The following is a 26,583-nucleotide window of genomic DNA, read 5'->3' as shown; positions in this document are numbered from 1 at the left end:
CGCGCGAATCGAGCCGTCACCAGGGTGACGACTCGATTCGCGTAGCTGACGCCTCGGCCGACGTACGTGACGCCTCGGCCGGGGTTGGGATCAGTAGGTGTGGAAGCCCTCGCCGGTCTTGCGACCGAGCTTGCCTTCCTGGACCTTCTGGACCAGGAGGGCGGCGGGGTCGAAGCCGGGCTCGCCGAACTCGTTGCGGAGCTCGGACTGGATGGCCAGGGAGACGTCGTTGCCGACCACGTCGAGGAGCTCGAAGGGACCCATCGGGAAGCCCGCGGTCTCCTTGATCGCGGCATCGATCTCGGCGATGGCGACGCCGGACTCGTGCAGCTTGACGGCGTCGTTGAGGTAGGGGAACAGCAGCGCGTTGACGATGAAGCCGGAGCGGTCGCCGCAGGAGACCGGGACCTTCTTGACCGCCGTGGACAGCGCGAGCACGGTCTCGTCGACCTCGGCCGAGGTGAGGTCGGTGGTGACCACCTCGACGAGCTTCATGACCGGAGCGGGGTTGAAGAAGTGCATCCCGATGACGTCACCGGGGCGCGAGGTGACCTTGGCGAGCTCGGTGATCGGCATCGAGCTGGTGGTCGTGGCCAGGATGGCGCCCTGCTTGGCGATGCGGTCGAGGTCCTTGAAGAGCTCGGTCTTGACGTCGAGGTCCTCGGCGATGCCCTCGACGATCAGGTCCGCCTCGCCGAGATCCTCGCGCGAGGTGCTGCCGGTGAGGCGGCCGAGCACGGCAGCCTTGGTCTCCTCGTCCGAGCGCCCCTTCGCGATCGCCTTGTCGAGGGACTTGGTGATCCCGGCGACGACCCCGTCGAGCTTCTCCTGGGAGCGGCCGACGAAGACGACGTCGTACCCGGCCTGGGCGAAGACCTGGACGATGCCCGAGGCCATCGTGCCGGTGCCGACCACACCGATCTTCTCGATCGTGTGGCGCAGCTCCGGCGTCGCTGCGTCGTCCCCGGCCGCGCCGGTGAACGACCCGGACTCGTCGGAGATCTTGGTGAGCAGGTCGGCGGGCTTGTGCAGGTTGTCGCCGGTCTCCTCGAAGCGGGCGAGCAGCGCGTCGCGTACGGAGGAGGCGCCGATCTCGTCGACCGTGGCCAGCGGTCCCTTCGGGTAGCCGCAGCCGAAGCGCATGGCGTTGTCGATGTCCGTGGCGGTGGCGTAGCCCGACTCGAGCATGCGAATGGCGTGGTTGAGATAGGGCAGCACGAGCACGTCGTGGATGGAACCCTGGGTCGAAACCGTCATGCGACGGAAGACTGCCAAATTTATTACCCGTGAGTAACCCCTGGTGGCGTGACGCTGCTCACATGGGGCCATGCGATACGTTCTCCCGGTGAGACTCGTCGTTGCCACCTGCCAGGTCGACTACGCGGGGCGGCTCACCGCCCACCTCCCGATGGCCACCAGGGTGTTGATGCTCAAGGCCGACGGATCGGTGCTGGTCCATTCCGACGGGGGCTCCTACAAGCCCCTCAACTGGATGTCGCCGCCCTGCACCCTCTCGGAGGGCAAGTCCGACGACGGCCGCGTCGAGTGGACGGTCACCTCGAAGACGGACGACACCCTGCGCATCCTGATCGAGGAGATCCACCACGAGTCGGCCCACGACCTCGGCATCGACCCCGGCCTGCAGAAGGACGGCGTCGAGAAGCACCTCCAGGAGCTCCTCGCCGACCACCCGGCGACGCTGGGCGAGGGCCTGACCCTCGTACGCCGCGAGTACCCCACCGCGATCGGGCCGGTCGACCTGATGTGCCGCGACGCCGACGGGAAGTCGGTCGCGGTCGAGATCAAGCGACGCGGCGAGATCGACGGCGTCGAGCAGCTGACCCGCTATCTCGAGCTGCTCAACCGCGACCCGCTGCTGGCCCCCGTACGCGGCATCTTCGCCGCTCAGGCGATCAAGCCGCAGGCCCGCGTGCTGGCCGAGGACCGTGGGATCACCTGCGCGATCGTCGACTACGACGCGCTGCGCGGCCTCGACGATCCGACCGAGAGACTCTTCTGACCAACAGTTGGTGCACGGTCAGGCAAGTTCACGTCGGTGAAACACCTTTTCTTACCTTTGGGTAGGAACTGCGTGACAAGATTCACGCCATGTCCATGAACTACTCGGGGCATGGCGTTGGGGGCCGCCTGTCCGTGAGCGACGTCGAGGCGATCATGATCGATCTCCTGACGATGCAGCAGATGCACACGGCGGAGTTCCACGCGATCAAGAGCCGGATGGAGCGCACCGACGCGGCGATCGACAGCGTCAACGCGCGCCTGGACAGCGTGGAGCGGCGGCTGGACGACCTGCTGATCTCGATGAGTCAGCTGCTCAACTGGATCAACCCCCGCTGACCCGTCGAGTCGGCTCATCCTGACGTAGAACCCTGCCGATTCGGCTCGTCATAACGAGCCGACTCGGCAGGGTTTTCGGTCACAACGAGCCGACTCGGCGCTCAGGAGTTGACGGTGATGGGCTCGCCGCCGGAGACCAGGCGCCAGTCGACCGAGGCGAACGCGGCGGGGTCGATGACCTGGTGCTCGGTGACCCAGTCGATGATCAACTGCCGGATCTCGACCTGCTGGTTGTAGACCACAGGGGCGTCGGTGACGTGCGGGAAGCCGCCACCACCGGACTGGCGATAGTTGTTGATCGCGAGCACGAACTCCTGCGCGTCGGTCACCGCGACGCCGCCGTAGGCGAGGTCGGTGATCCGCGAGCCGACCGCACCTGCGATGTCGATGTCGTAGGTCAGCGCCGCGTCCAGGCCGGCGATCGTGTCGAAGTTGTAGTCGGGGGTGCCGTTGGGCGCGGTGTCGGTCGGCGCGTTGGTCACGGCGTCGATCGGGAACGGGCCGGTGCCGCTGACCTGCTTGAAGTAGCGGGCCGTGAACTCGAGGTAGTCCTTGAGCTGGGCGCCGGTGATCCGCACCGCCATCAGGGTGTTGTCGTAGATGTAGAGGCCGGCGACGTCGCGTACGGTCACCTCTCCCGCCGGGAAGGCCGCGGCGCGGCTGAACGGAGCCGCGATCGAGATCACCGGCAGCTCGGCGTCGGAGCCGGTCAATGCCGCCTTGACCGCATCGGCCTGGACGAAGTTGACGAAGTCGATGATGGGTACGTCCTCGACGACCGCCCGCGCGGCCAGCATCTCGACCGCCGAGGTGCCGACGACGGAGTTGACGTAGTCGATCACGATGTCGTGCTGCTCCTGCACCGCCGCCGAGACCTCCGGGTCGGGGTCGACGGTGTTGGAGTTCAGCGTCTGCGAGGTCGCCGACTCCAGGACCCAGCGAGGCCGGCCGTGACGCTTCTCCTGGCGTACGACCAGATCCATCACCGAGACGCGCATGCCCCAGTAGAGCGGCTCGGTCAGCAGCACCTGCTTGCCGGTCTCGGTGTTGGTGACGAAGCGCTCGGTGATCTCCCGGTGGGCGTGGCCGACGAGGATCGCGTCGACGTCCGGCACCTGCTCGGCGACGAGGGTGGCGGCGTTCTCCGGGGGCAGGTCGTCGCCGTAGGAGCTGGAGGTGTCGGCGCCGGAGTGGGCACTGATGATGACCAGGTCGCAGCCGGCCTTCTTGAGCTCGGGGACGAAGATCTTGGCCTGCTCGACCAGCCCCGGGAACTCCATCTTGCCCTCGACGTTGGCCTTGTCCCAGATCGCGATGCCGGGGTTGGTGAGCCCGAGCACGCCGACCTTGAGGCGGCGACCGCGACCGACCCGGAACTCCTTGATGACGTAGGGCGGGAAGACCGGCAGCTTGGTCGACGGGTCGACCGCGTTGGCGCCGAGCATCGGGAAGTTCACCTGCTCCTCGAACTTCCGGATCGTGTCGATGCCGTAGTTGAACTCGTGGTTGCCGAGCGCGGCGGCGTCGTAGCCGACCAGGTTCATCGCCCGCGCCATCGGGTGGATCGCACCCTCGGTGATCGGGTCGATCCGGGCGTAGTAGTAGGCCAGCGGGGTGCCCTGGATGGTGTCACCGGCGTCGATGGTGAGGATCGGCTCGCCGCGCCGCTCCTCACGGACGGCGTCGATCAGCGTCTTGACCTTGGCGACACCGATCTCGTTGCCGGCGCTGTTCGAGAACTCGGCGTTCTTGTAGTAGTCCCAGTTGAAGACGTTCCCGTGCAGGTCGGTCGTGCCGAGCACGGTCAGCCGGACGGTGTCGGGCCTGCCCGCGCCGTTCACACCATGGGCAGGGGCGGCGTAGCCGGCTGCGCTCAGCGCCGCGGCGCCCGTGACAGCAGCACCGGACAGGACAGAGCGGCGGGTGGCGTGAGGCATCGGTAACGTCCTTGCACGAGTAGGTAATCGACTGCAAGGCAATTCCTACCACCTCGGGCGCGACTTGGCGGCGCCTTTACCGTCAAGCAGCCAGATGCTTCTTCTTGACCGGCTTGCCGTCGAGGGTCACCAGACGGCGTTTCTTGACCGTCATCCCCTCGGGCAGGGTGCCCTCCTTGAGCATGCGGATCGGGCACCGCTTGCAGCGCGACTTCGACACGCAGCACTCCGTCTTGGGAGGCTTCCTCTTCTTGCCCACGCTCGAAGGGTAACAGCCGGGTTAGGCGTGCCTTACTTCGTCGGAACCGCCACGATGAAGTCACCGTCGGCCCGCTCGCCGGCCGCGTCGGAGGTGCGGTTGAGGAGTGTGCCGCCGGTCGCGATCGCGGTGGAGCCGCCGCCGTCGAGGTTCATGGCGTCCTCGGCGCCCAGGCTCTTCATCAGGACCGCCTCCTCCGCGACGGTGAGGCCTTCGGAGACACCTGGCTGACGACCGTCGACGGTCACGAGCAGGAGCCGGCCGCGGCGGTCGATGCCCGCCATCGTGCGGGGCTGCCGGATCTCGGCCCAGGCGTAGTTGAACGACAGATCGGCGGGATCGATGACACCTTCCGCGGCCGCATCGATGTCGGTGCGCCCGTCGGTGACCAGATTGGGGGCGGCGCTCACGATCGAGGTGCGCGGGGTCAGCGGGACTCGGCGCCCCGTGGCGTCGCGGACCGACTCCGCCACCGGCAGCCGGCTCCCGACGGTGGCGTGGGCGGCGAGCCACTCCCCGGCCGCACCGATGCCCTGGACCACGCTGCCGCCCTCGGGCACGGTGCCACCCCGGGTACCGACGGCGGTGACGAGGTCGTCGTCGTCGAGCACGACCTGGGTGCCCTCGCCGGCGGGCAGCGACGTACCGAGCCGTGGCGTGAAGAGCACCAGCTCCGAGGCGGTCCGGCAGGTCACGTCCTGGCGAGGCTCGGTGGTGGGCGTGGCTCCCGGGCGGCCGCAGTTGCGGATCACGCCGGGTGTGCGGTTGATCCCGTTGACCGGCTGCACGGATCGGCCGCTGCGTACCTCGACCTTCGCCGTCAGGCGGGTGATCCGCGCAGGCCCGTTGCCGAGCACGATGCCGGTGCGCGAACCGGCGTCCATCGCCTCGAGCTGCCCGTCGTAGACCGCGATCCCCGCCGGAGCACCTTGGTAGCCGTCGGCATCCGAGGTGATGAAGAACCCGCCGTTGACCGCCACGGTCGCGCCCAGCGCATCACTGACGTCCGACAGCTTCTGCCGCTTCGCGAGCGTGCCGTGATGGGTGCCGTACACCTCACCGTCGTACGTCCGCGGGTCGATGACCGCGACGTGGATCTGCTGGGCGTCGGCCGGGGTGTCGACGTCGTAGCCGGTCCAGGCGGCTACCGCGGTCGGGAAGCCGAGCGCCTTGAGCGCCGTGACCGCCGACCCCGCCTCGGCCTGCGTCGCGTACTCCCCCGTCCGCACACGTACGCCCTGCAGTCCGCCGGGGGTGTCGGCGTAGTCCGGCCAGCGGACGTCGTCGAGCCGCGGCTCGTAGCCCGCCGCACGCAGCCGGCCAGCGGTCTCCTGGGCCCATGCGCGCGGGCCGACGCCCGCGTTGGCCGGGCCACCGGTGATCGAGCTGGTCACCGGGTGCTGGAGGGTGACGGTCCAGAACGGGGCGCTGGCGGTGTCCTCGAGAACGCCCGTACGCAGCCTCACCCCGTCCGCGAGCGATGACGATGTCCACTCGATCCGGTCGGTCCATGAGTGGGCGGGCGAGTGGGCGGGCGCGTGGACGGGCGCGGGCGCGTCGGCGCGGGCAACGCCCGGGACGACGGCGACGACGGCGGCCAGGGCGACGCCACTGGCGAGAAGGCGAGCAGTCTTCGGCATGCGCGGGAGGCTAGGAGTGCCCGCTGAACCCCCGTTGAACGCCGGACGTCAGCGCTGCGTCGGTTGCCCGGAGACGAGCTCCACGACCTCGGCGGCACAGCCCCAGCTCAGCGTCACCCCGGCGCCCCCGTGGCCATAGCAGTGCACGACCCGGCCCTCGCGTTCCAGCCGGACCGAGGGCCGGGCCGGGCGAAGGCCGACCAGATGGGCCCGGACGTCGGCGTTCGCGATCTCCGGCACGGCCGCTGAGGCGTCGGCCAGGATCCGCTCGGCCGTACGTGGGTCCGGGCTCTGGTCCCAGGCGTGCGGCACCGACGTGCCTCCGATCACGGTGTCGCCACCGCGCGGGAAGACGTAGGAGGGGGCGTCGCCATCGGCCTCCAGCCACTCCTCGGTGGCGCCCGGCCCGAGGACGACGATCTGGCCCTGGACCGGGTAGAGGCTGGTGTCGCCGACCAGCTCCCGCGAGCCGAGGCCGGTCGCGTTGACCACGACGTCGGCGTCCAGACTCGCCAGGTCGTCGACGGTCCCGGTCGTGATGCTGCCGCCTGCCTCGGTGACCCGCCGCTCGAGCCACGGCAGGTAGACCGGCATCTCGGCGATCGGCGCGGTGAACTCGGCGCGGCCCTCGGTCACGGTCAGGTCGGTGAGCGGCGCGGCCCACCACAGGTCGGCCTCGGGGTTGTGCTGCGTGCCGTGCACCATGCGTACGCCGGCCTCCGGCTCCTCCTCGGCCAACCGGGCGAGCTCGCCGAAGGTCTCGGCCGCCCAGGCCGTCACCCGGTCGCGCGGCTCGGCGAGGTAGGGGAACCAGAACCCGCCGGCCACCGCCGAGGTGGTCCCGCTCGTCCGCTCCCGGCCGATCACGCTGACCCCGTGGCCGGCCTCGACCAGCCGTACCGCGCACGAGAGCCCGATGACTCCGGCTCCGACCACCGTCACTCGCATGCTCGGCAGGCTACTCGCCTCACGCGGCGAGACGACGGGCCAGCACCGGGATGACGATCGCGGCGGCGACGACGTGCAGGAGCATCAGGACGACCGCGCTGGCGGCGTCGAAGCCGAAGGTGACGTCAGGGACGAGCGAGGCGATGGTCAGCACGACGGTGGTGACCACGAACGTACGCCGCGGACGGCGGGCCACGCGGGCCATCACCGCGGCCATCGCGACCCCGATGAGCGAGAAGAGGGCGGTCAGCTGGGCGTAGCCGGCGAGCGGGATCGTGCCGCTGGCGGTCTCGAAGGTCACCCCGGCCGCCGAGGCGGCCGCGGCGAGGACGGTGACGACCGCGCTGGCGACGACCGTGGCACCGAGGCCATGGAGCCAGACAGGCTTGCGAGCGGTGGCGCGGGTCGAGCGGGTGGTCTGCTGGGCGGTGGTGATCGTGGACATCTCTGGTCTCCCGTGAGTGGTGGGAGGCGCCGTCCGCCTCCCTCTGCCCATGTCACGAACGGCCACGCACTCGGATCGACACGGTGCCCGAAGTTTTTTCGGGAGCCGTGTCGATCCTCGACTCAGGAGAGGTCGTTGGCCTTGCGGATGACCTCGACGATGTCGGCCATGATCTCGGTGAGGCTGAAGTCCTTGGGCGTGTAGACCGCCGCGACCCCCGACTCGATCAGCGTCTTGGCGTCGGACTCGGGCACGATGCCGCCGACGATGACGGGTACGTCACCCAGACCCGCCGCGCGCAGCCCCTCGACCACCGACGGCACGAGCGACATGTGCGAGCCGGAGAGGATGGAGAGCCCGACGACGTGTACGTCCTCGGCGACCGCCGCTGCGACGATCTGCTCCGGGGTGAGCCGGATGCCCTGGTAGATGACCTCGAAGCCGGCGTCACGGGCCCGGACGGCGACCTGCTCGGCACCGTTGGAGTGACCGTCCAGACCCGGCTTGCCGACGAGCATGCGCAGCTTGACGCCGAGCTCCTCGCCGGTGGCCTTGACCCGGTCGCGTACGGCCGACAGCTCGGCTCCGGCCTCCGCGGCACCGACGGCGCCGGAGACGCCGGTGGGCGCCCGGAACTCGCCGAAGACCTCGCGCAGGGTGCCGGCCCACTCCCCCGTGGTCGCGCCCGCGCGGGCGGCTTCCAACGTCGCCGACATCAGGTTGGCGTCGGTCTTCGCGGCGGCGGCCAGAGCGGCCAGCGCCTCGGCGACGGCCGTCTCGTCACGCTCGGCCTTCCACGCCTCGAGAGAGGCCTTGGCGGCCTCCTCGGCGCGCGGGTCGGCGACCATGATCGCGGCGTCCAGGTCCGCGGTCAGCGGGCTCGGCTCGGTGGTCGTGAACTTGTTGACGCCGACGATGATCTCGTCGCCGGACTCGATGGCGGCGCGACGGCGGGCGTGCGAGGAGACCAGCTCGGACTTCATGTAGCCGGTGTCGACCGCGGCGATCGCTCCGCCCATGGCCTGGACCCGGTCGATCTCCTCCTTGGCGCCCGCGACGAGCTCGGCCACCTTGGCCTCGACGACCGGCGAGCCGTCGAAGAGGTCGCCGTACTCCAGCAAATCGGACTCGTAGGCGAGCACCTGCTGCAGGCGCAGCGACCACTGCTGGTCCCACGGACGCGGGAGGCCGAGCGCCTCGTTCCAGGCGGGCAGCTGCACCGCGCGCGCCCGCGCGTTCTTGGACAGCGTCACGGCGAGCATCTCCAGCACGATCCGCTGGACGTTGTTCTCCGGCTGCGCCTCGGTCAGGCCGAGGGAGTTGACCTGCACGCCGTAGCGGAACCGGCGCATCTTCGGGTCCTCGACCCCGTAGCGCTCACGGGTGATCTCGTCCCACAGCTCGACGAAGGCGCGCATCTTGCACATCTCCTCGACGAACCGCACGCCCGCGTTGACGAAGAACGAGATCCGGCCGACGACCTTGCCGAAGTCCTCCTCGGAGACCTGGCCGGAGGCCTTGACCTGGTCGAGGACCGAGATGGCGGTGCACATCGCGTACGCGATCTCCTGCACCGGAGTCGCGCCGGCCTCCTGCAGGTGGTAGCTGCAGATGTTGATCGGGTTCCACTTCGGGATCTGGTGGACCGTGTAGGCGATCATGTCGCTGATCAGCCGCAGGGAGTGCTCCGGCGGGAAGACGTACGTCCCCCGGGAGAGGTACTCCTTGATGATGTCGTTCTGGGTGGTGCCGGCCAGCTTGGCGGCCACCTCGACCGGGTCCATCCCGGGGTTCTGCTCCTCGGCGGCGACCTGATACATCGCGAGCAGCCACATGGCGGTCGCGTTGATCGTCATCGAGGTGTTCATCTCGGTGAGCGGGATCTGGTCGAAGAGCTTGCGCATCTCCCCCATGTGCATGATCGGGACGCCCACCTTGCCGACCTCGCCGCGAGCGAGGATGCTGTCCGGGTCGTAGCCGGTCTGCGTGGGCAGGTCGAAAGCGACCGAGAGACCGGTCTGGCCCTTGGCCAGGTTGGTGCGGTAGAGCTCGTTGGACGCCTCGGCGGTCGAGTGGCCGGCGTACGTCCGCATCAGCCAGGAGCGATCCTTCGCCGGGCGGCTGCTCTGTCCCGAAGGCGTGGTGTCCGTCATAAGAGGCATGCTAGCCCTTCGGTTACCGATCAGTAACCGGCTCCGGTGTGGAAGATGTCACTCCCTTTACCGACTACGCGATGAGCGGTGAGTTCTCCACCTCGAGGACGCGATAGAGCCGGGAGAGGTGGAGCATCCGGCGCACCGCCGGAGTGCAGCCCTGCAGGGTGAGGCGGCGGCCCTCGGCATGGGCCTGCCGGGTCGCGACGGCGAGCAGCTTCAGCGCCGTCACGTCGGCACTGTTCACGCCGGAGACGTCGAGCACGACGTCTCCCTCCACCGAGTCGAGATGGTCGTAGATCACGCTGCGTGCCATCCAGGTGCTGCGTACGTCGAAATCTCCGCTCAGCACCAGCGTCGGCCCGTCGATCAAGATCTCCATGCCCTGCCTCCATCCCCCGGGAAGTGGATTGCCCTACACAGAAGCTCTACGCATCACATGACGCTCCCTCTCGCCAACTATGACGCGCGGCAGCTCCGATTGGTTGCACCGCACCAGCCTCATTGGTCACTCGCGTCACTATTTTCTGTCAAATGACCACGCTCGCCGACAAGTGGCCCGTCCGCATAGGCTCAGCGCATGGTCAACCTGACACGCATCTACACCCGAACCGGCGACGCCGGTGAGACCCGGCTCGGCGACATGAGCCTGACCGCCAAGACCGATCTGCGGCTGGAGGCCTACGCGACGACCGACGAGGCCGGGGCGGCGATCGGTGTCGCACTGGCTCACGGCGGCATCGACGAGGACGTCGTGAAGGTGCTGACGACCGTCCAGAACGACCTCTTCGACGTCGGCGCCGACCTCTCCACCCCGGTCGTCGCCGACCCCGAGTATCCGCCGCTGCGCGTCGAGCAGGCCTACGTCGACCGGCTCGAGGCCTGGTGCGACGACTACAACGAGCCCCTGGAGAAGCTCCGCTCGTTCATCCTCTCCGGCGGCACCGTGGCCGCGGCCCACCTGCACGTGGCGCGCACCGTCGTGCGCCGCGCGGAGCGGGCGGCCTGGGCTGCGTACGAGGTCCACGGCGAGACGATGAACAAGCTCGCCCTGACCTATCTCAACCGCCTCAGCGACCTGCTCTTCATCCTCGCCCGGCACGCCAACCGCGAGCAGGGCGACGTCCTGTGGGTTCCGGGCGGCGAACGCTAGCTCACAGCCAGCCGCGGCGACCCGCCTCGTAGCCGAGCTGGAGGCGGGTGTCGACCTGCGCGCGGTCCATCATCTGGCGCACCCGCCGCTGGACCGTACGCAGCGACAGCCCGAGCTGGGCCCCGATGGAGGCGTCGGTCAGGCCGGCGAGCAGTAGCGAGAGCACCTTGGTGTCCAGGGGCTCGAGGCGATCGGCGGCCGTCTCGACCGTGCCCTCGGGGGTCGCGACGAGCTTCGGGGCCGAGGTCCAGATCAGGTCGAAGAGGGCGAGGATCGCGTCGAGGAGACCGCTGGGGTGGAGCAGCAGCGCGTCTTGGACCGTGTTGTGCTCACTGTTCATGAGCGGGATCAGAGCGATCTCGCGGTCGACGATGAAGGCACGCAGCGGCACCGTCGGCACCACCCGTAGCTCGATCCCGATCTCGAGGCCGGAGTCGATGCTCTCGTAGATGCCCGGGGTGTCGAAGACGGAACGCTCGAGCACGATGTCGTGCCTGACCCCGCGTTCGAGCGCGGCCCGCTCGGCCTCGTCGGCGTCCTCCCGGGTGACGACGGCGGCCTGCGGCTTCTGCAGCGCCTGGATGCACTTCTTGGCCGAGTACTGCAGCTGGGCGAACCGCTGGGCGATCGCCTCGGTGCCGTGCACGACGTCGACGACGTCGGCGACGTCCCGGCGGGCGACCGAGCCGCGATAGAGCCCCGCGAGCTCGGTCATCTCCACCTGCGCGCGGCGCAGCTCGTCCTGGCGCTGGACGAGCAGCGCCCCGAGCGCCACGGCCGGCGGGGAGGCGACGTAGCGGTCCTGGCCGGCCGAGGCCCGAGCGACCAAGCCCTTCCCCTCGAGCGCGGACAGCACCGCCGAGACCGCGTAGGCGTCCAGGTCGGCCGCCTCGGCCAGCTCTTCGAGGTTTGCCGACGGCGCGGCGACCAGCTGGCGGTAGACCGTCTCTTCGAGATTGTCGAGACCGAGCGCATCAAGCATCCGAGAGGCCTTCCGTGGCGGGGGAACGAACGACGGCCATCATGGCAGATATACGACACGTCACATTCCCGCCATGGCGGTTCGACTTGCATTCATCGGCAACTTGGCCGAAAGTATTCATCGCCACCTCGGTCCGGATCCCCCCGCTCGGATCGAGGTGGCTTTACTTTTGCGCGACAAAGTCGTCGTGATCGGTTCGGATCCGGTTGTCCGGGACTGATGTCCGGCTTGCGCCTATGCATGCCGATGAATGCACCGTAACCCCGTGGTGGTACTTCGCTGGTCTAGACCACTACCACCGCATCGAACGAGACGCTGCTCACCACGAGCGTCCACGAAGTCGCAGAACCCGCCTCATGCTGGAAGAATGGATCGGGTGCCCTTGCTCGAAGCTCTCACGAACGACCTGCTCCGCGAGACCTTCGACCCCCAGACCATCGAGCGTGCCGAGGCTTACGCCACCCAGGGCCGGGTCGGTGAGCCCCGGATCACCGAGATCGGCAGCAGTGCGCTGCGAGCGGCAGCCGAGGTCAGAGGCACCAGCCCCGCGCCCTACCGCGTGACCCTCAACCTGGATTCCAGGAACGGCGTCGTCAGGGCGACCAGCTCGTGCAGCTGCCCCGTGCACAACAACTGCAAGCACGGCGCTGCCCTCGGTCTGGTACTCGCCGGCTCGCGCGCCGCGGCGACGCCGATGGGCCCGTCGTGGGAGACGGAGCTGCGTACGCTCCTGGGCCAGCTCGCCGAGGACAACAAGCCCGAGGACGACCTGCCCGCGCTGGCGCTCGAGATCGACGTGCACAGCCCGCGGTCGGCCGTGGCGGGCTCCCCCACCGTCGAGCTGCGCCCGATGCGCATGGGCAACCGCGAGCGCTGGGCGAAGACCGGTGCCGACTGGGGCAACATTCCCAACGCGGTGCCCGGCAAGGACTTCCCTCGCAGCCAGCTGCTCCCCCTGCAGGAGCTGGCCCGCCAGCTGCGGTCCGACCGGCTGCTCTACGCCCGCGGCTCCTCGCTCAGCCTCGCCGACTTCGGCGAGCACGCGGTCAGCCTGCTCCGCGACGCGATCCGTGGCGGTGTGACCGTCCTGCCCGGCGAGAACGTACGCGGCGTGGTGATCTTCGACGAGCCGCTCTCGCTCGCCGGCGAGCTGCGCCGCGAGGACGGCGAGGCGGTCCTCCGCTTCGGCCTCGCACATGCTGACCGGGTCTACGCCGGCCCGACGGTGCTCCCGATCGGTCGCCCGACCCGCTCGGTGGGCGTGCTCGACGCCGGGGTCCTGCATCTCGCCGATCTGTCCGGACCGCTGTCGACCCACGCACAGCGGCTGGTGACCGCCCGGGACCCGCTGACCGTCCCCGAGGCCGAGATCGGCACGCTGGGCGCCCTGCTGGGCCCGCTGGCCCGCCTGGTGCCGCTGCGCTCGACCGACGACTCCCTCGACATCCCTGAGCCGCCCGCACCGCGCCTGACCCTGACGGTCACCTGGCGCAGCTCGACGCATGCCACGCTCGGCTGGACCTGGGCCTACGGCGTACGTCACTACCCGGTGGACTCCCGCGAGGACCTCGGCCTGGTCCGCGACCCGGCCGAGGAGGCCGCGCTGCGCGCCAAGGTCTCCACGGAGCTGCTCCGCAAGCAGGAAGTTCGCGACGGCGACGCCCTCGCGCTCGCGATCCACGACCTGCCGGCGCTGCGCGAGGTCGAGGGCGTCGAGGTCACCGAGGTCGAGCGGCCCGACTTCCGCGAGACCGACGAGGACCCTGAGATCTCCTTCGAGATCACCTCGCCCGACGGTGCTGCCGTGGCCGGGCAGGACTGGCTCGACCTGCAGGTCGTGATCCGGATCGGCGCCGAGGCCGTCCCGCTTCCCGACGTACTCGGGGCACTGACCCGCGGCGACGACCACCTGATCCTCCCCAGCGGCACCTACATCACCACCGACCGCCCCGAGCTCGACCGGCTGCGCAACGTCGTCGAGGCCGCCGGACAGCTCCACGAGCGCACCGGCGACGGGATCGCGGTCGGCAAGCACGACCTCGGCGTCTGGGCCGAGCTCGCCGAGCTCGGCGTGGTCGACCAGCAGGCCGCCGAATGGGTCCAGCGCGCCCAGGCGCTGCGGGACCTTCGCGAGATCCCCCGGCCGGAGCCGACCGGGCTGGCGACCGAGCTGCGCCACTACCAGCTCGACGGCTTCCATTGGCTGGCGTTCCTGCACGAGCAGGGTCTCGGCGGGATCCTCGCCGACGACATGGGTCTGGGCAAGACGCTCCAGGTGCTGGCCACGATCTCCCACGCCGTGCATACGCAGCCGGAGACGCGCACGCCCTACCTCGTGGTGGCGCCCACCAGCGTCGTACCCGCCTGGGTCCAGGAGGCCCGCCGCCACACCCCTGGCCTCCGGGTGAGCACGGTGAGCAAGCGCGTGGACTCCGTCGCCGAGGCCCGCGAGGACGCCGACGTCGTCGTCACGACCTACGCCATCCTCCGGCTCGAGCAGGACGCCTTCGCCGGGCGCCCCTGGGCCGGTCTCGTCCTCGACGAGGCCCAGCAGGTCAAGAACCACCAGTCCAAGACGTACGCAGCTGCCCGCCGCATCGACGCCCGCTGGCGCCTCGCGGTGACGGGCACGCCGTTCGAGAACCGGCTGATGGAGCTGTGGGCGCTGCTCTCGATCACGGCGCCGGGGCTCTACCCCAGCCCTCGGCTGTTCCGCGACACGGTGGTCTCTCCCGTGGAGAAGTCGGGCGACGACGGCGCGCTGCGCCGGTTCCGGACCCGCCTGCGGCCGTTCCTGCTGCGGCGTACGAAGGAGCTCGTCGCCGACGACCTGCCGCCCAAGCAGGAGCAGGTGCTCGGCGTCGACCTCAACCCGGTCCACCGCAAGATCTACGACGCCCACCTGGCCAAGGAGCGGCAGCGGATCCTGCACCTGCTCGACGACTTCAACGACAACCGGGTCGCGATCCTCAGCGCGCTGACCAGGCTGCGGCAGCTCTCCCTCGACCCCGGTCTCGTCGACCCTGAGGACGACGACGTCGGCTCCGCCAAGCTCGACACCCTCGTCGACCACATCGAGGAGCTCGCCGCCGAGGGCCACAAGGCGCTGGTCTTCAGCCAGTTCACCTCGTTCCTCGGCCGGGCGCGCACCCGGCTCGCCGATGCCGGCATCGACGCCGCCTACCTCGACGGCGGCACGCGCGACCGCGGCGCGGTCATCGAGAGCTTCCGCGAGGGCGACGCCCCGGTCTTCCTGATCTCCCTGAAGGCCGGCGGCGTCGGCCTGACCCTGACCGAGGCCGACTACGTCTTCGTGCTCGACCCCTGGTGGAACCCCGCCGCCGAGGCCCAGGCCGTCGACCGAGCCCACCGCATCGGCCAGACCCAGCACGTCATGGTCTACCGGCTGGTGTCCACCGACACGATCGAGGAGAAGGTCATGGAGCTCAAGGAGCGCAAGGCCGAGCTCTTCGCGAAGGTCGTCGACGGCGAAGGCGCCATGGGTTCCACCATCGGCGCCGACGACATCCGCGCCCTATTTGTGTAGCCGAGTCGGCGCATCTGCATGCCTTGGAGCGAAGCGAAGCGAGCGAGGCGTGCTGTTGCGCCGACTCGGCGAACCACGAGTAGACAGCCGCCTAAGCGACCAGGCCAGCCCGTGAGCCTTCAGCCACCCCGAGTCACAGCTTCTCGACCGGGGCATAGCGGAGCAGCAACCGCTTGACCCCCGTGTCACCGAAGTCGATGCTCGCGACCTGCTTGTCGCCCGAGCCCTCGATGGTGACGACGGTGCCGAGGCCGAAGGAGTCGTGGGTGACGCGGTCGCCCGGGTCGAGCGAGGGCACCTCACGGGCCGGCTTCGACTTGGCAGCGACGTCGGCGCGGAGCGCGGCGGAGGAGAAGTTGCGACGGCCGGCGGCCGTGGGCTGGCCGAGACGCTGGCCACCGCCCCAGCTGTCGTTGGCGAAGTTCGGACGGCCCCACGAGGACATCTCCTTCTCCGTACGCCGCCAGTCGACGAGGTCGACCGGGAGCTCGTCGAGGAAACGGCTGCCGGGGTTGTGCGAGGGCGCGCCCCACGCGGACCGGACGACCGCACGCGAGATGAAGAGCCGCTTCTCGGCGCGGGTGATGCCGACGTAGGCCAGGCGGCGTTCCTCCTCGAGCTCGGTGCCGTCACCGAGCGCCCGGGAGTGCGGGAAGACGCCGTCCTCCATCCCCGTGAGGAAGACCGCGGGGAACTCCAGGCCCTTGGCGGTGTGGAGGGTCATCAGGGTGACCACGCCGTCCTCGTCGTCGGGGATCTGGTCGGTGTCGGCGACGAGCGCGACCCGCTCCAGGAAGTCGGCGAGACCGGGCTCGACCGTGCCGGCGTCGACATCGGCCGGGTCGGCACTAGGAGCCGCGACCGGGTCGTCGGAGAACTCGCGGGCTACCGCGACGAGCTCGGCGAGGTTCTCCACGCGGGTCTCGTCCTGCGGGTCATCGGACTCCTCGAGCGAGGCGAGGTAGCCCGATCGGTCGAGCACCGTCTCCAAGATGACGTCGGCCCGCTCACCGGCGGCGACCATCTGCAGCAGCTCCTCGACCATCGCGACGAAGGCCTTGATGTTGGTCAGGCTCCGGGTGGCCAGACCGGGAGCGTCCTCAGCCTTCTGCAGCGCGTCCCAGAAGGTCAGGCCGTCACGCTCGGCGAGCGCGTTGACGCAGGCCACGGCGCGGTCGCCGATGCCCCGCTTGGGGGTGTTGAGGATCCGTCGGAGCGAGACCTGGTCGTCGGGGTTGGCCAGGGTGCGCAGGTAGGCCAGGGCGTCGCGCACCTCCTTGCGCTCGTAGAAGCGCACACCGCCGACGACCTTGTAGGGCTGGCCGGTGCGGATGAACACCTCCTCGAAGACACGCGACTGGGCGTTGGTGCGGTAGAAGACGGCGACGTCGGCGGCCTTGAGCCCACCGTCGACGAGCTTGTCGATCTCGTCGGAGACGAACCGGGCCTCGTCACGCTCGTCGTCGGCGACGTAGCCGACGATGCGGTCGCCGTTGCCGGCGTCGCTCCACAGCGCCTTCTCCTTGCGACCCTTGTTGTGCTTGATGACCGCGTTGGCGGCGGTGAGGATCGTCTGCGTGGAGCGGTAGTTCTGCTCCAGCAGGATCGTGGTCGCGTTGGGGAAGTCCTGCTCGAAGTCGAGGATGTTGCGGATGTTGGCGCCGCGGAAGGCGTAGATCGACTGGTCGGCGTCGCCGACGACCATCAGCTCGGCGGGGTCGCTGCGCGGGGCGTCGTCGGCATAGGAGTCGGTCAGCGCGGTGTCGTCCATCCGGTCCGCGCAGAGCTCGTGGACCAGGGCGTACTGAGCGTGGTTGGTGTCCTGGTATTCGTCGACCAGCACATGCCGGAACCGGCGCCGGTAGACCTCCCGCACCTCCGGGTAGGCGCGGAAGAGCTCGACGGTCGACATGATCAGGTCGTCGAAGTCGAAGGCGTTCGCCTGCCGCAGGCGCTTCTGGTACTCCTTGTAGGCCGCCACGTAGGTCTGCTCGAGGTGGTTGCGCGCGTCCTTCTCGGCCGCCTCGACGTCGCGCAGCTCGTTCTTCTGGTCGCTGACCCAGTTGAGCACCTGGCCGGGCTGGTAGTGACGCGGGTCCAGGTCGAGGTCGGTGAGCACCAGCTGCATCAGCCGCTTCTGGTCCTGGGCGTCGTAGATCGAGAAGTTGGACTTCAGCCCCACCTTGTCGATCTCCTTGCGGAGGATCCGCACGCAGGCGCTGTGGAAGGTGGAGACCCACATGATCCGGGCCCGCTTGCCGACCAGGGCCTCGACGCGCTCCTTCATCTCGGCGGCGGCCTTGTTGGTGAAGGTGATCGCCAGGATGCTGCCGGGGTGGGCGCCGCGCTGGGAGATCAGCCACGCGATCCGCCGGGTCAGCACCCGGGTCTTGCCCGAGCCCGCACCGGCGACGACCAGCAGGGGCACGCCCTGGTGCTGCACGGCCGCCTTCTGGGGCTCGTTGAGCCCGTCGAGGAGCTCCTCGGTGCTCGGTCCGCGTCGTTTCGTACGCGGCTCGTCGGCCGGCTGCGCCGAGGCGAAGGCCTCGAGGCCCGGGATGGTGGCAACAGGGGTCTGGTCAGGCGTACTCATGCTGGCTCCAGCCTAGAGCGCAGCACCGACAAGACGCAGATCAGGAGACGTGCGCGGAGGACCAGAAGACCGCCACGCAGACGTTGATGATCGTCAGCCCGAAGATCGTCCAGTAGAGCCCGTCGGCGATCTTGGGCTTGCGCAGCTGCGACATCACCAGACCGAGGATGACCAGACCGATCACGAGCTTCACCCCGACCTTGGCGTGGTCGACCGGACCGTCGCCCATCTCGAGGACGCCGACGAGCAGCAGACCGGCGAGGAAAGCGGTGCCGGCGCCATCCCGCATCAGGCCGTTGGCGACCTTGTCGGGGGCCTTGATCTGCACCAGCAGGCCGCCGAAGAGCGCGGCGAAGCCGAGCAGGTGAATGACGAGCAGGATGTGCCGCACGAACTCCATGCGCACAGACTAGATCCCTCGCCTCGGCGGCCGCCAGACGGGACCACCTCGAGGCATGTATTCGAACGATCACACGATTTTGGTCACGTTCGCCTTGGGGAATGTTCGGTTGTCTGCCTACGCTCACGGTGACCGCCACCATCGCTCTCGGCTCCGCAAGGAGGATTCTGACGTGTCATCACCTCGCCCGACCCTGCCCACCGGCGGGTCCAGACCGATCGATCAGCTCCGCCAGACCATTCGCTTCGACGTACCGGCCTCGCTGGTCGTCTTCCTCGTCGCCGTGCCGCTCTCGCTCGGCATCGCCGTCGCCTCCGGTGCGCCCGTCGCCGCGGGCCTGATCGCCGCCGCGGCGGGCGGCATCGTCGCCGGTGTCTTCGGCGGCTCACCACTGCAGGTCAGCGGCCCGGCCGCCGGCCTCACCGTCGTCGTCGCCGAGACGGTGGCCGAGTTCGGGTGGGAGGCGACCTGCGCGATCACCCTGATGGCCGGCCTTCTCCAGATCGTGCTCGGCGCCAGCCGGCTCGGACGCTACGCACTGGCGATCTCGCCGACCGTCGTCAGCGCAATGCTGGCCGCGATCGGGATCTCGATCGTCCTCGGCCAGCTCAACGTCGCCCTCGGCGGCCGGTCCCAAGCCAGCGCGATCGAGAACCTCCGGCACATCGTCGGTAACGCACAGGAACCCAACATCGACGCCGTCCTGGCCGGGCTCGGCGTGATCGGCATCCTGCTCGCCTGGCCGCGGCTGCCGCAGCGGGTCCGCGCCGTGCCCGGGCAGCTCGTGGCCATCGTGGCGATCACCCTGCTCGCTGCCGCTTGGCTCCCGAGTGCCGAGCGCGTCCACCTCGGCCCTGACCTGCTCGATGAGATCGGCTCGATCGCGATGCCGGAAGGCACTCCTCTCGCCGTGGCCGGCGCGGTGCTCACCATGGCTCTGATCGCAAGCGTCGAGAGCCTGCTCTCGGCGGTCGCCGTCGACAAGCTGCACGGTGGCCCACGCAGCAACCTGAACCGCGAGCTCATCGGCCAAGGGCTGGCCAACACCGTCTCGGGAGGTCTCGGCGGCCTCCCCGTCACCGGCGTCATCGTGCGCAGCTCGACCAACGTCGCCGCCGGGGCCCGCACCCGGGTCTCCGCGATCCTGCACGGCGTCTGGGTGCTCCTCTTCGCCCTGGTCCTGGTCGGACTGGTCGAGCAGATCCCGCTCGCGGCCCTGGCCGGTCTGCTGATCATGATGGGCACCGGCCTGGTCCGGCCCGCCGATATCTCCCAGGCGCGTGCCCGCGGCGAGCTGTGGATCTACGCCCTCACCATCACTGCCGTGCTCGCGCTCAACCTCATCGAGGGTGTCCTGATCGGCCTGGTCGCCGCGCTGGTCCTGGTGCTGTGGCGCCTGGTCCACGTGCGGATCGACGTGCGGCCGGCCGGCCAGGCCGCCGACGGCCGCGAGAAGTGGCTGGTCGAGGTGCACGGCAGCCTCTCGTTCCTGGCGACGCCGAAGCTGGTGAGCAGGCTCGACGAGATCCCGGAGGGCCAGGTCGTCGAGCTCGACCTCCTGGTCGACTACCTCGACCCGGCCGGGCGCGACCAGCTCGACCACTGGCGCGCTCGCTACGAGGCCGCCGGTGGCACCGTGATCGTGGAGCACTCCGGACCCCACGGCATCGAGGCGCCTCGCCAGGAGCGCGCGCTGAAGGCGCCTCCGATCAGCCCCCGCGGCCTGTTGCCGTGGAGCGCCTGGCAGGACGTACGCGCCGACCGCACCGACCGGCACCACCCGCTGGCCCTCGGCGTCCGGGAGTACCACCGCCGCCACGCGGCACCGCTGCGCCCGGTCTACGAGGGCCTGGCCGACGGCCAGGAGCCGCACGCGGTCTTCCTGACCTGCGTCGACTCCCGGGTGGTGCCGAACCTGATCACCTCGAGCGGTCCGGGCGACCTGCTGACGGTGCGCACCATGGGCAACCTCGTGCCCGAGCCCGGCAGCCCGGACAGCTCGGTCGCGGCGCCGATGCTGTTCGGCGTGGACGACCTCGGCATCAACACCGTCGTCGTCTGCGGGCACTCACGTTGTGGGGCGATGACCTCGGCGCTGGCGAGCACCCAGGCCGGGACGGTGCCCTCCGGGCCGGTCGGCGACTGGCTGCGCCACGCCGCTCCGGCGATCCAGGAGTGGCAGGCCGGGCACCCGGTCGGCGCCGCGGCCGCCGCGGCCGGCCGGAGCGAGATCGACCAGGTGTCCCAGGTCAACGTCGCGGTGATGATCGACCGTCTCGGGGAGATCCTGGAAGGCCGGGACGTACGTCTCGTGGGCCTGTTCCTGGACATCTCCGACGGCACGATGCAGATCCTGCGTGGCGACAGCTTCACGACGCTGACCGACTCGGAGACCGACGAGCTCGCCCACCTCATGGAGGCCCGCCCACCCGAGCCTGCCTAGGCCCCTCAGAGCAGGCGGCGGTCGTTGGCCCAGCGGGTGAGCTCGTGACGGCTCGACAGTTGCAGCTTGCGCAGCACGTTGGACATGTGGGTCTCGACCGTCTTGATCGAGATGAACAGCTCGCCGGCGACCTCCTTGTAGGAGTAGCCGCGCGCGATGAGGCGCATCACCTCGCGCTCTCGTTCGGTCAGGCGGTCGAGATCCTCGTCGATGTCGGCGATGGCGATGGTGCCGGCGAAGGCGTCGAGCACGAAGCCGGCCAGGCGCGGGGAGAAGACCGCGTCTCCCCCGGAGACCCGCTGGATCGCGGCGACCAGCTCGGCGCCGGTGATGGTCTTGGTGACGTAGCCGCGGGCACCCCCGCGGATGGTGCCGATGACGTCCTCGGCCGCGTCGGAGACCGACAGGGCGAGGTAGCGCGGCGAGCCGTCGACGGCGGGCGCCTTGCGCATCACCTCGACACCGCCGCCACCGGGAAGATGTACGTCGAGCAGCACCACGTCGGGCTTGCCCTCGGCGATCGCCTTGACCGCCGTGTCGACGTCCTCGGCCTCGCCGACGATCCGGATCACCGGCGACCGGCTCAGCTCGGCGCGTACGCCCGTGCGGAACATCGCGTGGTCGTCGACGATGACGACCTTGACCTCACTCATGTCCGTTCTCCTTCATACCCAGCCTCCTTCGTACGAGGCTGCTTCAGCCGCACCTCGGTGCCTTCACCTGGTGACGATCTCACCACAGCCGACCCGCCGTGGCGCGACATCCGGTCGATGATGCTGTCGCGTACGCCGTGCCGGTCGGCGGAGACCTCGTCCAGGACGAAGCCTTCGCCCCGGTCGCGGACGAAGACCTCGTAGGCCTCGTCGGTCGCTTCGGCGTAGACGTCGACGCGGCCGGTGCCGGCGTGCTTGGCGGCGTTGGTGACGGCCTCGCGGGTGGCGGCGACGATCGGGCGCACGGTCTCGTCGAAGGGACCGTCGCCGACGACCACCACGTCGACGGTCACGCCGTGGGCGTCCTCGACCTCGGCGGAGGCTGCCTTCAGCGCGGCCGCGAACGTCTCATCGGCCTGGGCGGGAGTCGAGAAGAGCCATTCGCGCAGGTCGCGCTCCTGGGCGCGGGCCAGCTTCTGCACCATCGCGGGATCGCCGGAGTTGCGCTGGATCAGGGCCAGGGTCTGGAGGACCGAGTCGTGCAGGTGAGCGGCCATGTCGGCGCGCTCCTGGCTCCGGATCCGCTCCTCGCGCTCGCTGCCCAGGTCGCTGGCGAGCTGGCGCACCCACGGCCCGGCGACGAGGAATCCTGCGGCGAGCACGATCAGCCCGGCGATGACCAGCGCGGTGGCGTTGCCGAGGTCGAGCTGGCCACCGGCGAGGATCACCGCGAAGAGCATCAGCCCGACGCCGACCCCGACCCGGACGTACGCCCGCCAGCCGCCCTTGCCGAAGACCATCCGGACCAGGTCGAGGCGCCCGGTGCCGTCGATCCAGCGCTCCCGCTGGGCGGCATCGGCCTGGCGCCACAGCAGCGCGACGCCCGCGACACCGAGCATCGCCGGCCAGATCAGCGCACCGGCGCCGAGCAGCGTGTCGAAGAGCACGACGGCACCGAACCCGAGCGCGAGCAACGCGATCGCCGGCCCCTTGTCGACGCCTCCCGGGCGTGAGGACGGCCGGCGGCCGCCGCGAGTGGCGCTCTCGCCACCCGGCGTGGACTGCTCCAGGTGGGGAGCGGCGGGGATGAAGATCCACAGGGCGGCGTAGAGCAGCACGCCGAAGCCGCTGAAGACCGCGGTCACCACGAAGAACGCGCGCACGGCCAGGACCGGCAGGCCGAGGTGCTCGGCCAGGCCGGCAGCCACGCCGCCGATCACCGAGGCGTCGGTGTCACGGTAGGCGCGGCGTACCGCTGGGGGCGGTGGCGGCGGCGGGGCCGGCAGCTCCGTCGGCGCATGGGTTGTCGTCATGATGACAACCATCGTCACACCAACCGCGGGCACATGCCATGAGGATTCACCCTGATCCTTGCTCATCGAGAACTCAGGGCCGTCCCTGATGGCCTGCGGGGTGCGAAGGAGTCAGAGTAGGGGTGTGACGATCCCGCCCGAGGCACCCCTGCCTCCCACCCCGGAGCCGCCTCCGCCTGTCTCCGAGAAGCGCACCCGCCCCAGTGGCGAGCAGCTGCGCAACCTCAGTGGCCTGCGGCGTACGACCCATGCCTCTCCGGAGGGACGGCACATCGCCGGCGTCGCGGGTGGGATCGCACGCCACTTCGACGTCGACCCCCTGCTGGTGCGGGTGATGCTGGTGGTCGCGGTGTTCTTCGGCGGCGCCGGCGGGATCGTGTACGTCGCGGCCTGGGTGCTGGTGCCCGAGGACGGCGCCGAGGACGGGATGATCCCCGTCGGGCCACCTGCCCGCAACCTCCTGCTCTGGATCGCCGGCGGGATCGCGGCGATCTCGCTGCTCGGGGACGCGTTCGGCGACACCAGCATCCCCTGGTTCTGGCTCGCGGTGCTCGGGGTCGTCGCGCTCTGGTACGCCAACCGCGGCAAGTGGGGCCGCAAGCGCGGCGGACCTCCGCCGACCCCTGCCGCGTCGCCGGCAACCACGAGCATGGACGTTCCCGCAGCTCAGACACATTCTCTTCCGGCGCCGTGGCCACCCGGATCCTACGATCCCAGCACGCCCCTCGTCCGGACCGGCCGCCGGCGTCCGCCGCTGCTGTTCGGTCGCGCCATCGCGGTCGCCGCGCTGGTCGTGGGGATCCTCGGGCTCGTCGACGTCGCCGACTGGGCGCCGATCCCGACCAGCGCCTACCCGGCGGCGCTGCTGGCCGTCTTCGGTGGCTTCCTCGTGCTCGGCGCGTTCTGGGGCCGGGCGGGCGGACTGATGTTCCTCGGCCTGATGGCTCTGGTCGCGCTGCCGCTCACGATGATCGACCCGTCGGACTTCGATACCGGCAGCAGCGTCGAGGCCCACCCTCGGACCGTCGCCGCGCTGGAGAGCTCCTACGTGGTCGACGCCGGCGAGATCGTCCTGGACATGAGCGCCATCGACCCGAAGACGCTCGAGGGCCGCGACCTGGACATCACCAGCACGCTCGGGGAGATCACCGTGATCGTCCCCGACGACGCCACCGTCTCGGTCGAGGCCACCATGGGTGCTCTGGGCGAAGCGAAGGTCTTCGACGAGACCCGCAGCGACGTCGGCGGCTTCGTCCTGACCCGTACGCACGTCGCCGGCGAGGAAGGCAGCGAGCCCGGCCTCGCAAAGGACGCCGACCTTCGGCTGACGGCGACGGCGGAGCTCGGCGCGATCAACGTCTACGAGGAGAGCGACCCCCGAGCCGTACGCTTCGTCGACACTCCCGAGAGGAGCATCCGGTGAGCTACGACTACGCTCCCCCGCCACGCTTCGAGGACCAGGCGTCCGCGGAGAAGCCGACCGGTCGCCACCCGGTCAACATCGGCCACCTGGTGATGGGCCTCGCGTTCCTCGTCTTCGTCGTCGTCTGGGCCATGATCGTCAGCGGCACCGTCGTCATCCATGACATCGAGGACCTCCGCTGGCTCCTCCCGCTCCCCTGGATCGTCGGCGGCGGGGTCGGTCTGCTCGCCGCGCTCCTCAGGAAGAGCTGACCCGGACGCGTCACGGCGCGGCGACGTCGAGCGACTTCTCCTTGAACTTGCCGGCGATCATCGACCGGAACGCACCCCTGGTGACCTTGTTGCCGCCGATCAGCGACATCGTGTTGCGCATCAACAGGTCGCGCCTGGTCTGGGGCACGAACATGGCCAGCCCGTCGGTACGTCCCGAGCGCTGCTGCACCTCGATGAACGGCCGCAGGCGCTGCTCCCACTCCCGCAGCGCCCGCGCGGTGTTGCCGGGGTTGCGAGCGAGCGTCGTGCCGAGCAGGTCGGCACCCGCGATGCCGGTCGAGGCACCCATCCCGGAGTAGAGCGTCAGGCACCAGGCCGCGTCGCCGACCAGGACGACTCGGTCGGTGTGCCAGGTCGGCATCACGACCTGGTGGACCGAGTCGAACAGGCTGTCCTCGGCGGCCTCGAACTGGTCGAAGAGGTTCTCCAGGATCGGTCCCGCCTGCTCGGGGCCGAAGGCGTCGCGGAGCCGGTCGATCGGCGCGCCCTGGAACTGGGCGCTCTCGTCGACGGTCCGGTAGGAGAACATCACGGTCGGCGTGTGGTCGGCGAAGCCGAACACCCACACCGAGCGGCCCTCCTCGGCGAGGATGAGGCCGTCGGACGGCCCGAAGCCCGGCACCTGCTCCTCGAGGAGAGCCACGCCGATGATGTGGTTCAGCGGCCGCATCAGCTCCTCGTCAGGGCCGAAGACCAGGCGGCGTACGGTCGAGCGGAGGCCGTCGGCGCCCACGACGAGGTCGAAGCGTTCGGTGCTCTCGTGGCCGTCGGTGGTCCGCAGGGTCACGTCGATCCCGTCGGCATGCTCTTCGATGGCGGCGGGGCTGGTGCCGTACCGGATCTCGGTGGTCCCGGCGGCCTGGTCGTAGAGCGCCGACTCGATGTCGCCGCGCAGGATGAGACGTGGATCGCCGGGCAGGTCGGCGTAGCCCATGCCCGGCCGGCGCTTCGTGCCGGACCGGTCGACGTCGTACGTCATCCCGTCCCGGTCCGTACGGTTCCCGATCGCGTCGAGCACACCCATGCGCTGCGCGGTCGCGCGGCCGGTCTCGAACAGTCCGACGAAGTAGCCGGCCGACCGGCGTTCCGGGGCACGTTCCACGATCACCGGCTCCCAGCCGACCTCGCGCAGCCGCATCGCGGTCGCCAGCCCCGCGATGCCCATCCCGACGATCAACGCACGTGGCGTGGCCATGGTCATCTCTCCTCCCAAGCGGAGACACTTTCTCCGGTTAGATTCGAGCGTAGCACTAACCGGAGATGCGTCCTCCATTTTGTTAGGATGGAGTCATGAGTACGTCCCCGACCCAGCGCACCCGGCCCCTGCGCGCCGACGCCGAGCGCAACCGCCAGCGGCTCATCGCCGCCGCCCAGGAGCTCTTCGCGTCCCGAGGCATCGACGTGACGCTCGACGACGTCGCCCGTCATGCCGGTGTCGGCGTCGGCACCGTCTACCGCCGCTTCGCCAACCGCGAGGAGCTCATCGAGGCCGTGCTCATGGGGGCCGTACGACGCCTTGCCGAGCACGCCGAGAAGGCGCTGACCAACCCCGATCCCTGGGAGGGCTTCGAGGAGTTCTTCGTCGCCTCCGCCCGCGACTTCGCCGAGAACCGCGGGCTCCGCGAGCTCGTCCTCGAGCGCAACCGCGGCACCGCCGACGCTTTTGTCGACGCGCGCAACGGATTCCAGCCTGCCACCACCGCCCTGATCACCCGCGCCCAGGAGGCTGGTGAGCTCCGGGACGATCTCTCGCCCGTCGACTTCCCGCTCATCCAGCTGATGCTCGGGGCGGTCACTCATCACACCCGGGACGTTGCGCCTGAGCTGTGGCGGCGCTACGTCACGCTCGTGCTCGACGGGCTGCGGACTCGGCGGGATGCGCCTTCTGCCTTTGGGGCTCCGGCGATCACTGAGGAGCAGTTTGATCGGGCGCTTACTTAGGCGTCTGTTTTGCGGGGGACTGTGGGCCGCCGACCCTTGCTTTGAGGGTCTTCTCGACGGGCCCCGGAGTAAAGGACGGCCTTCGGCCGCCGGCTTCGCCGGCCGCTTCGCGGTCCTTGACAC

Annotated in this window: 22 protein-coding genes; 8 read left to right on the top strand and 14 right to left on the bottom strand. The window is 69.8% G+C overall.

Annotated features, from left to right (window positions below; translation table 11 throughout):
* Positions 1-90: 90 nt before the first annotated feature.
* Entirely contained in the window at positions 91-1,257 is a 1,167-nt protein-coding gene (locus ACFV9G_RS25560) for a 3-hydroxyacyl-CoA dehydrogenase NAD-binding domain-containing protein (RefSeq protein WP_378731314.1), read from the bottom strand.
* Positions 1,258-1,345: 88 nt separating this feature from the next.
* Here ACFV9G_RS25560 and nucS point away from each other — a divergent pair, with 88 nt between their 5' ends.
* Both nucS and ACFV9G_RS25550 read left to right on the top strand, forming a co-directional pair.
* Positions 1,346-2,020, top strand: coding sequence for an endonuclease NucS (gene nucS, locus ACFV9G_RS25555; RefSeq protein ID WP_378731312.1), 675 nt, complete (start codon positions 1,346-1,348; stop codon positions 2,018-2,020).
* Between the two features lie 89 nt (positions 2,021-2,109).
* The gene (locus ACFV9G_RS25550) at positions 2,110-2,358 is read left to right on the top strand and encodes a hypothetical protein (RefSeq protein WP_143033774.1); all 249 of its coding nucleotides are present in this window, start codon (positions 2,110-2,112) and stop codon (positions 2,356-2,358) included.
* A 101-nt stretch (positions 2,359-2,459) separates the two neighbouring features.
* Here ACFV9G_RS25550 and ACFV9G_RS25545 read toward each other — a convergent pair whose 3' ends face one another.
* The 7 genes from ACFV9G_RS25545 to ACFV9G_RS25515 form a co-directional block, all read right to left on the bottom strand.
* Positions 2,460-4,295 carry a bifunctional metallophosphatase/5'-nucleotidase gene (locus ACFV9G_RS25545; protein WP_378731310.1) on the bottom strand — a complete coding sequence of 612 codons (1,836 nt, stop codon included), beginning with the start codon at positions 4,293-4,295 and terminating at the stop codon, positions 2,460-2,462.
* A gap of 82 nt (positions 4,296-4,377) precedes the next feature.
* Positions 4,378-4,554, bottom strand: coding sequence for a hypothetical protein (locus ACFV9G_RS25540; RefSeq protein ID WP_008362162.1), 177 nt, complete (start codon positions 4,552-4,554; stop codon positions 4,378-4,380).
* 32 nt (positions 4,555-4,586) lie between these two features.
* Positions 4,587-6,194, bottom strand: a complete 1,608-nt coding sequence (locus ACFV9G_RS25535; RefSeq protein ID WP_378731308.1) for a phosphodiester glycosidase family protein — start codon at positions 6,192-6,194, stop codon at positions 4,587-4,589.
* Positions 6,195-6,242: 48 nt separating this feature from the next.
* Positions 6,243-7,142 carry an NAD(P)/FAD-dependent oxidoreductase gene (locus ACFV9G_RS25530; protein WP_378731305.1) on the bottom strand — a complete coding sequence of 300 codons (900 nt, stop codon included), beginning with the start codon at positions 7,140-7,142 and terminating at the stop codon, positions 6,243-6,245.
* Positions 7,143-7,161: 19 nt separating this feature from the next.
* Entirely contained in the window at positions 7,162-7,587 is a 426-nt protein-coding gene (locus ACFV9G_RS25525; RefSeq protein WP_378731303.1) for a DUF6069 family protein, read from the bottom strand.
* Between the two features lie 122 nt (positions 7,588-7,709).
* Positions 7,710-9,740: a protein meaA gene (locus ACFV9G_RS25520; RefSeq protein WP_378731302.1), complete on the bottom strand. Its 2,031-nt coding sequence runs from the start codon at positions 9,738-9,740 to the stop codon at positions 7,710-7,712.
* A 73-nt stretch (positions 9,741-9,813) separates the two neighbouring features.
* Positions 9,814-10,122, bottom strand: a complete 309-nt coding sequence (locus tag ACFV9G_RS25515) for an STAS domain-containing protein (RefSeq protein ID WP_091047808.1) — start codon at positions 10,120-10,122, stop codon at positions 9,814-9,816.
* A gap of 198 nt (positions 10,123-10,320) precedes the next feature.
* Here ACFV9G_RS25515 and ACFV9G_RS25510 point away from each other — a divergent pair, with 198 nt between their 5' ends.
* Positions 10,321-10,893 (top strand): cob(I)yrinic acid a,c-diamide adenosyltransferase, encoded by a 573-nt coding sequence (locus ACFV9G_RS25510; protein ID WP_350832662.1) that lies wholly within the window; start codon positions 10,321-10,323, stop codon positions 10,891-10,893.
* Position 10,894: 1 nt separating this feature from the next.
* Here the strand turns inward: ACFV9G_RS25510 and ACFV9G_RS25505 are convergent, their stop codons facing one another.
* The gene (locus ACFV9G_RS25505; RefSeq protein ID WP_378731300.1) at positions 10,895-11,875 is read right to left on the bottom strand and encodes a helix-turn-helix domain-containing protein; all 981 of its coding nucleotides are present in this window, start codon (positions 11,873-11,875) and stop codon (positions 10,895-10,897) included.
* Between the two features lie 376 nt (positions 11,876-12,251).
* Here ACFV9G_RS25505 and ACFV9G_RS25500 point away from each other — a divergent pair, with 376 nt between their 5' ends.
* Entirely contained in the window at positions 12,252-15,422 is a 3,171-nt protein-coding gene (locus ACFV9G_RS25500; protein ID WP_378731298.1) for an SNF2-related protein, read from the top strand.
* A 133-nt stretch (positions 15,423-15,555) separates the two neighbouring features.
* Here the strand turns inward: ACFV9G_RS25500 and pcrA are convergent, their stop codons facing one another.
* Both pcrA and ACFV9G_RS25490 read right to left on the bottom strand, forming a co-directional pair.
* Positions 15,556-18,015, bottom strand: a complete 2,460-nt coding sequence (gene pcrA / locus ACFV9G_RS25495) for a DNA helicase PcrA (RefSeq protein ID WP_378731296.1) — start codon at positions 18,013-18,015, stop codon at positions 15,556-15,558.
* 40 nt (positions 18,016-18,055) lie between these two features.
* Positions 18,056-18,415 carry a hypothetical protein gene (locus ACFV9G_RS25490; RefSeq protein WP_378731294.1) on the bottom strand — a complete coding sequence of 120 codons (360 nt, stop codon included), beginning with the start codon at positions 18,413-18,415 and terminating at the stop codon, positions 18,056-18,058.
* A gap of 172 nt (positions 18,416-18,587) precedes the next feature.
* Between ACFV9G_RS25490 and ACFV9G_RS25485 the strand changes: the two genes are divergently transcribed.
* Positions 18,588-20,858 carry a SulP family inorganic anion transporter gene (locus ACFV9G_RS25485; RefSeq protein ID WP_378731292.1) on the top strand — a complete coding sequence of 757 codons (2,271 nt, stop codon included), beginning with the start codon at positions 18,588-18,590 and terminating at the stop codon, positions 20,856-20,858.
* 5 nt (positions 20,859-20,863) lie between these two features.
* Here ACFV9G_RS25485 and ACFV9G_RS25480 read toward each other — a convergent pair whose 3' ends face one another.
* Both ACFV9G_RS25480 and ACFV9G_RS25475 read right to left on the bottom strand, forming a co-directional pair.
* Entirely contained in the window at positions 20,864-21,511 is a 648-nt protein-coding gene (locus ACFV9G_RS25480) for a response regulator transcription factor (RefSeq protein WP_091052906.1), read from the bottom strand.
* Positions 21,508-22,824 (bottom strand): PspC domain-containing protein, encoded by a 1,317-nt coding sequence (locus ACFV9G_RS25475; RefSeq protein ID WP_378731290.1) that lies wholly within the window; start codon positions 22,822-22,824, stop codon positions 21,508-21,510. Before ACFV9G_RS25475 ends, ACFV9G_RS25480 begins: the two co-directional genes overlap by 4 nt.
* Before the next feature lie 124 nt (positions 22,825-22,948).
* Here ACFV9G_RS25475 and ACFV9G_RS25470 point away from each other — a divergent pair, with 124 nt between their 5' ends.
* Positions 22,949-24,247 carry a PspC domain-containing protein gene (locus ACFV9G_RS25470; protein WP_378731288.1) on the top strand — a complete coding sequence of 433 codons (1,299 nt, stop codon included), beginning with the start codon at positions 22,949-22,951 and terminating at the stop codon, positions 24,245-24,247.
* Positions 24,244-24,498, top strand: coding sequence for a hypothetical protein (locus ACFV9G_RS25465; protein ID WP_378731286.1), 255 nt, complete (start codon positions 24,244-24,246; stop codon positions 24,496-24,498). The genes ACFV9G_RS25470 and ACFV9G_RS25465 overlap by 4 nt, the downstream gene beginning before the upstream one ends.
* Before the next feature lie 10 nt (positions 24,499-24,508).
* Here ACFV9G_RS25465 and ACFV9G_RS25460 read toward each other — a convergent pair whose 3' ends face one another.
* Positions 24,509-25,714, bottom strand: coding sequence for an FAD-dependent monooxygenase (locus ACFV9G_RS25460; protein ID WP_378731284.1), 1,206 nt, complete (start codon positions 25,712-25,714; stop codon positions 24,509-24,511).
* A gap of 95 nt (positions 25,715-25,809) precedes the next feature.
* On the opposite strand from ACFV9G_RS25460, the gene ACFV9G_RS25455 reads away from it, so the two are divergent.
* Positions 25,810-26,460: a TetR/AcrR family transcriptional regulator gene (locus ACFV9G_RS25455; protein ID WP_378731282.1), complete on the top strand. Its 651-nt coding sequence runs from the start codon at positions 25,810-25,812 to the stop codon at positions 26,458-26,460.
* Positions 26,461-26,583: the final 123 nt, after the last annotated feature.

The sequence above is a fragment of the Nocardioides sp. NPDC059952 genome, from assembly GCF_042730435.1.
Taxonomy (GTDB): Bacteria; Actinomycetota; Actinomycetes; order Propionibacteriales; family Nocardioidaceae; genus Nocardioides.
The sequence above is the reverse complement of the archived record's forward strand: the minus strand, read 5'-3'. Positions and strand labels throughout refer to the sequence as shown.

Coding starts and splice junctions, on each gene's coding strand:
- ACFV9G_RS25505 (WP_378731300.1), bottom strand. CDS start 11,875: ATGCTTGATGCGCTCGGTCTCGACAATCTCGAAGAGACGGTCTACCGC.
- ACFV9G_RS25535 (WP_378731308.1), bottom strand. CDS start 6,194: ATGCCGAAGACTGCTCGCCTTCTCGCCAGTGGCGTCGCCCTGGCCGCC.
- ACFV9G_RS25460 (WP_378731284.1), bottom strand. CDS start 25,714: ATGGCCACGCCACGTGCGTTGATCGTCGGGATGGGCATCGCGGGGCTG.
- ACFV9G_RS25515 (WP_091047808.1), bottom strand. CDS start 10,122: ATGGAGATCTTGATCGACGGGCCGACGCTGGTGCTGAGCGGAGATTTC.
- ACFV9G_RS25480 (WP_091052906.1), bottom strand. CDS start 21,511: ATGAGTGAGGTCAAGGTCGTCATCGTCGACGACCACGCGATGTTCCGC.
- ACFV9G_RS25525 (WP_378731303.1), bottom strand. CDS start 7,587: ATGTCCACGATCACCACCGCCCAGCAGACCACCCGCTCGACCCGCGCC.
- ACFV9G_RS25455 (WP_378731282.1), top strand. CDS start 25,810: ATGAGTACGTCCCCGACCCAGCGCACCCGGCCCCTGCGCGCCGACGCC.
- pcrA (WP_378731296.1), bottom strand. CDS start 18,015: ATGAGTACGCCTGACCAGACCCCTGTTGCCACCATCCCGGGCCTCGAG.
- ACFV9G_RS25550 (WP_143033774.1), top strand. CDS start 2,110: ATGTCCATGAACTACTCGGGGCATGGCGTTGGGGGCCGCCTGTCCGTG.
- ACFV9G_RS25545 (WP_378731310.1), bottom strand. CDS start 4,295: ATGCCTCACGCCACCCGCCGCTCTGTCCTGTCCGGTGCTGCTGTCACG.
- ACFV9G_RS25510 (WP_350832662.1), top strand. CDS start 10,321: ATGGTCAACCTGACACGCATCTACACCCGAACCGGCGACGCCGGTGAG.
- ACFV9G_RS25530 (WP_378731305.1), bottom strand. CDS start 7,142: ATGCGAGTGACGGTGGTCGGAGCCGGAGTCATCGGGCTCTCGTGCGCG.
- ACFV9G_RS25560 (WP_378731314.1), bottom strand. CDS start 1,257: ATGACGGTTTCGACCCAGGGTTCCATCCACGACGTGCTCGTGCTGCCC.
- ACFV9G_RS25475 (WP_378731290.1), bottom strand. CDS start 22,824: ATGACGACAACCCATGCGCCGACGGAGCTGCCGGCCCCGCCGCCGCCA.
- ACFV9G_RS25490 (WP_378731294.1), bottom strand. CDS start 18,415: ATGGAGTTCGTGCGGCACATCCTGCTCGTCATTCACCTGCTCGGCTTC.
- ACFV9G_RS25520 (WP_378731302.1), bottom strand. CDS start 9,740: ATGACGGACACCACGCCTTCGGGACAGAGCAGCCGCCCGGCGAAGGAT.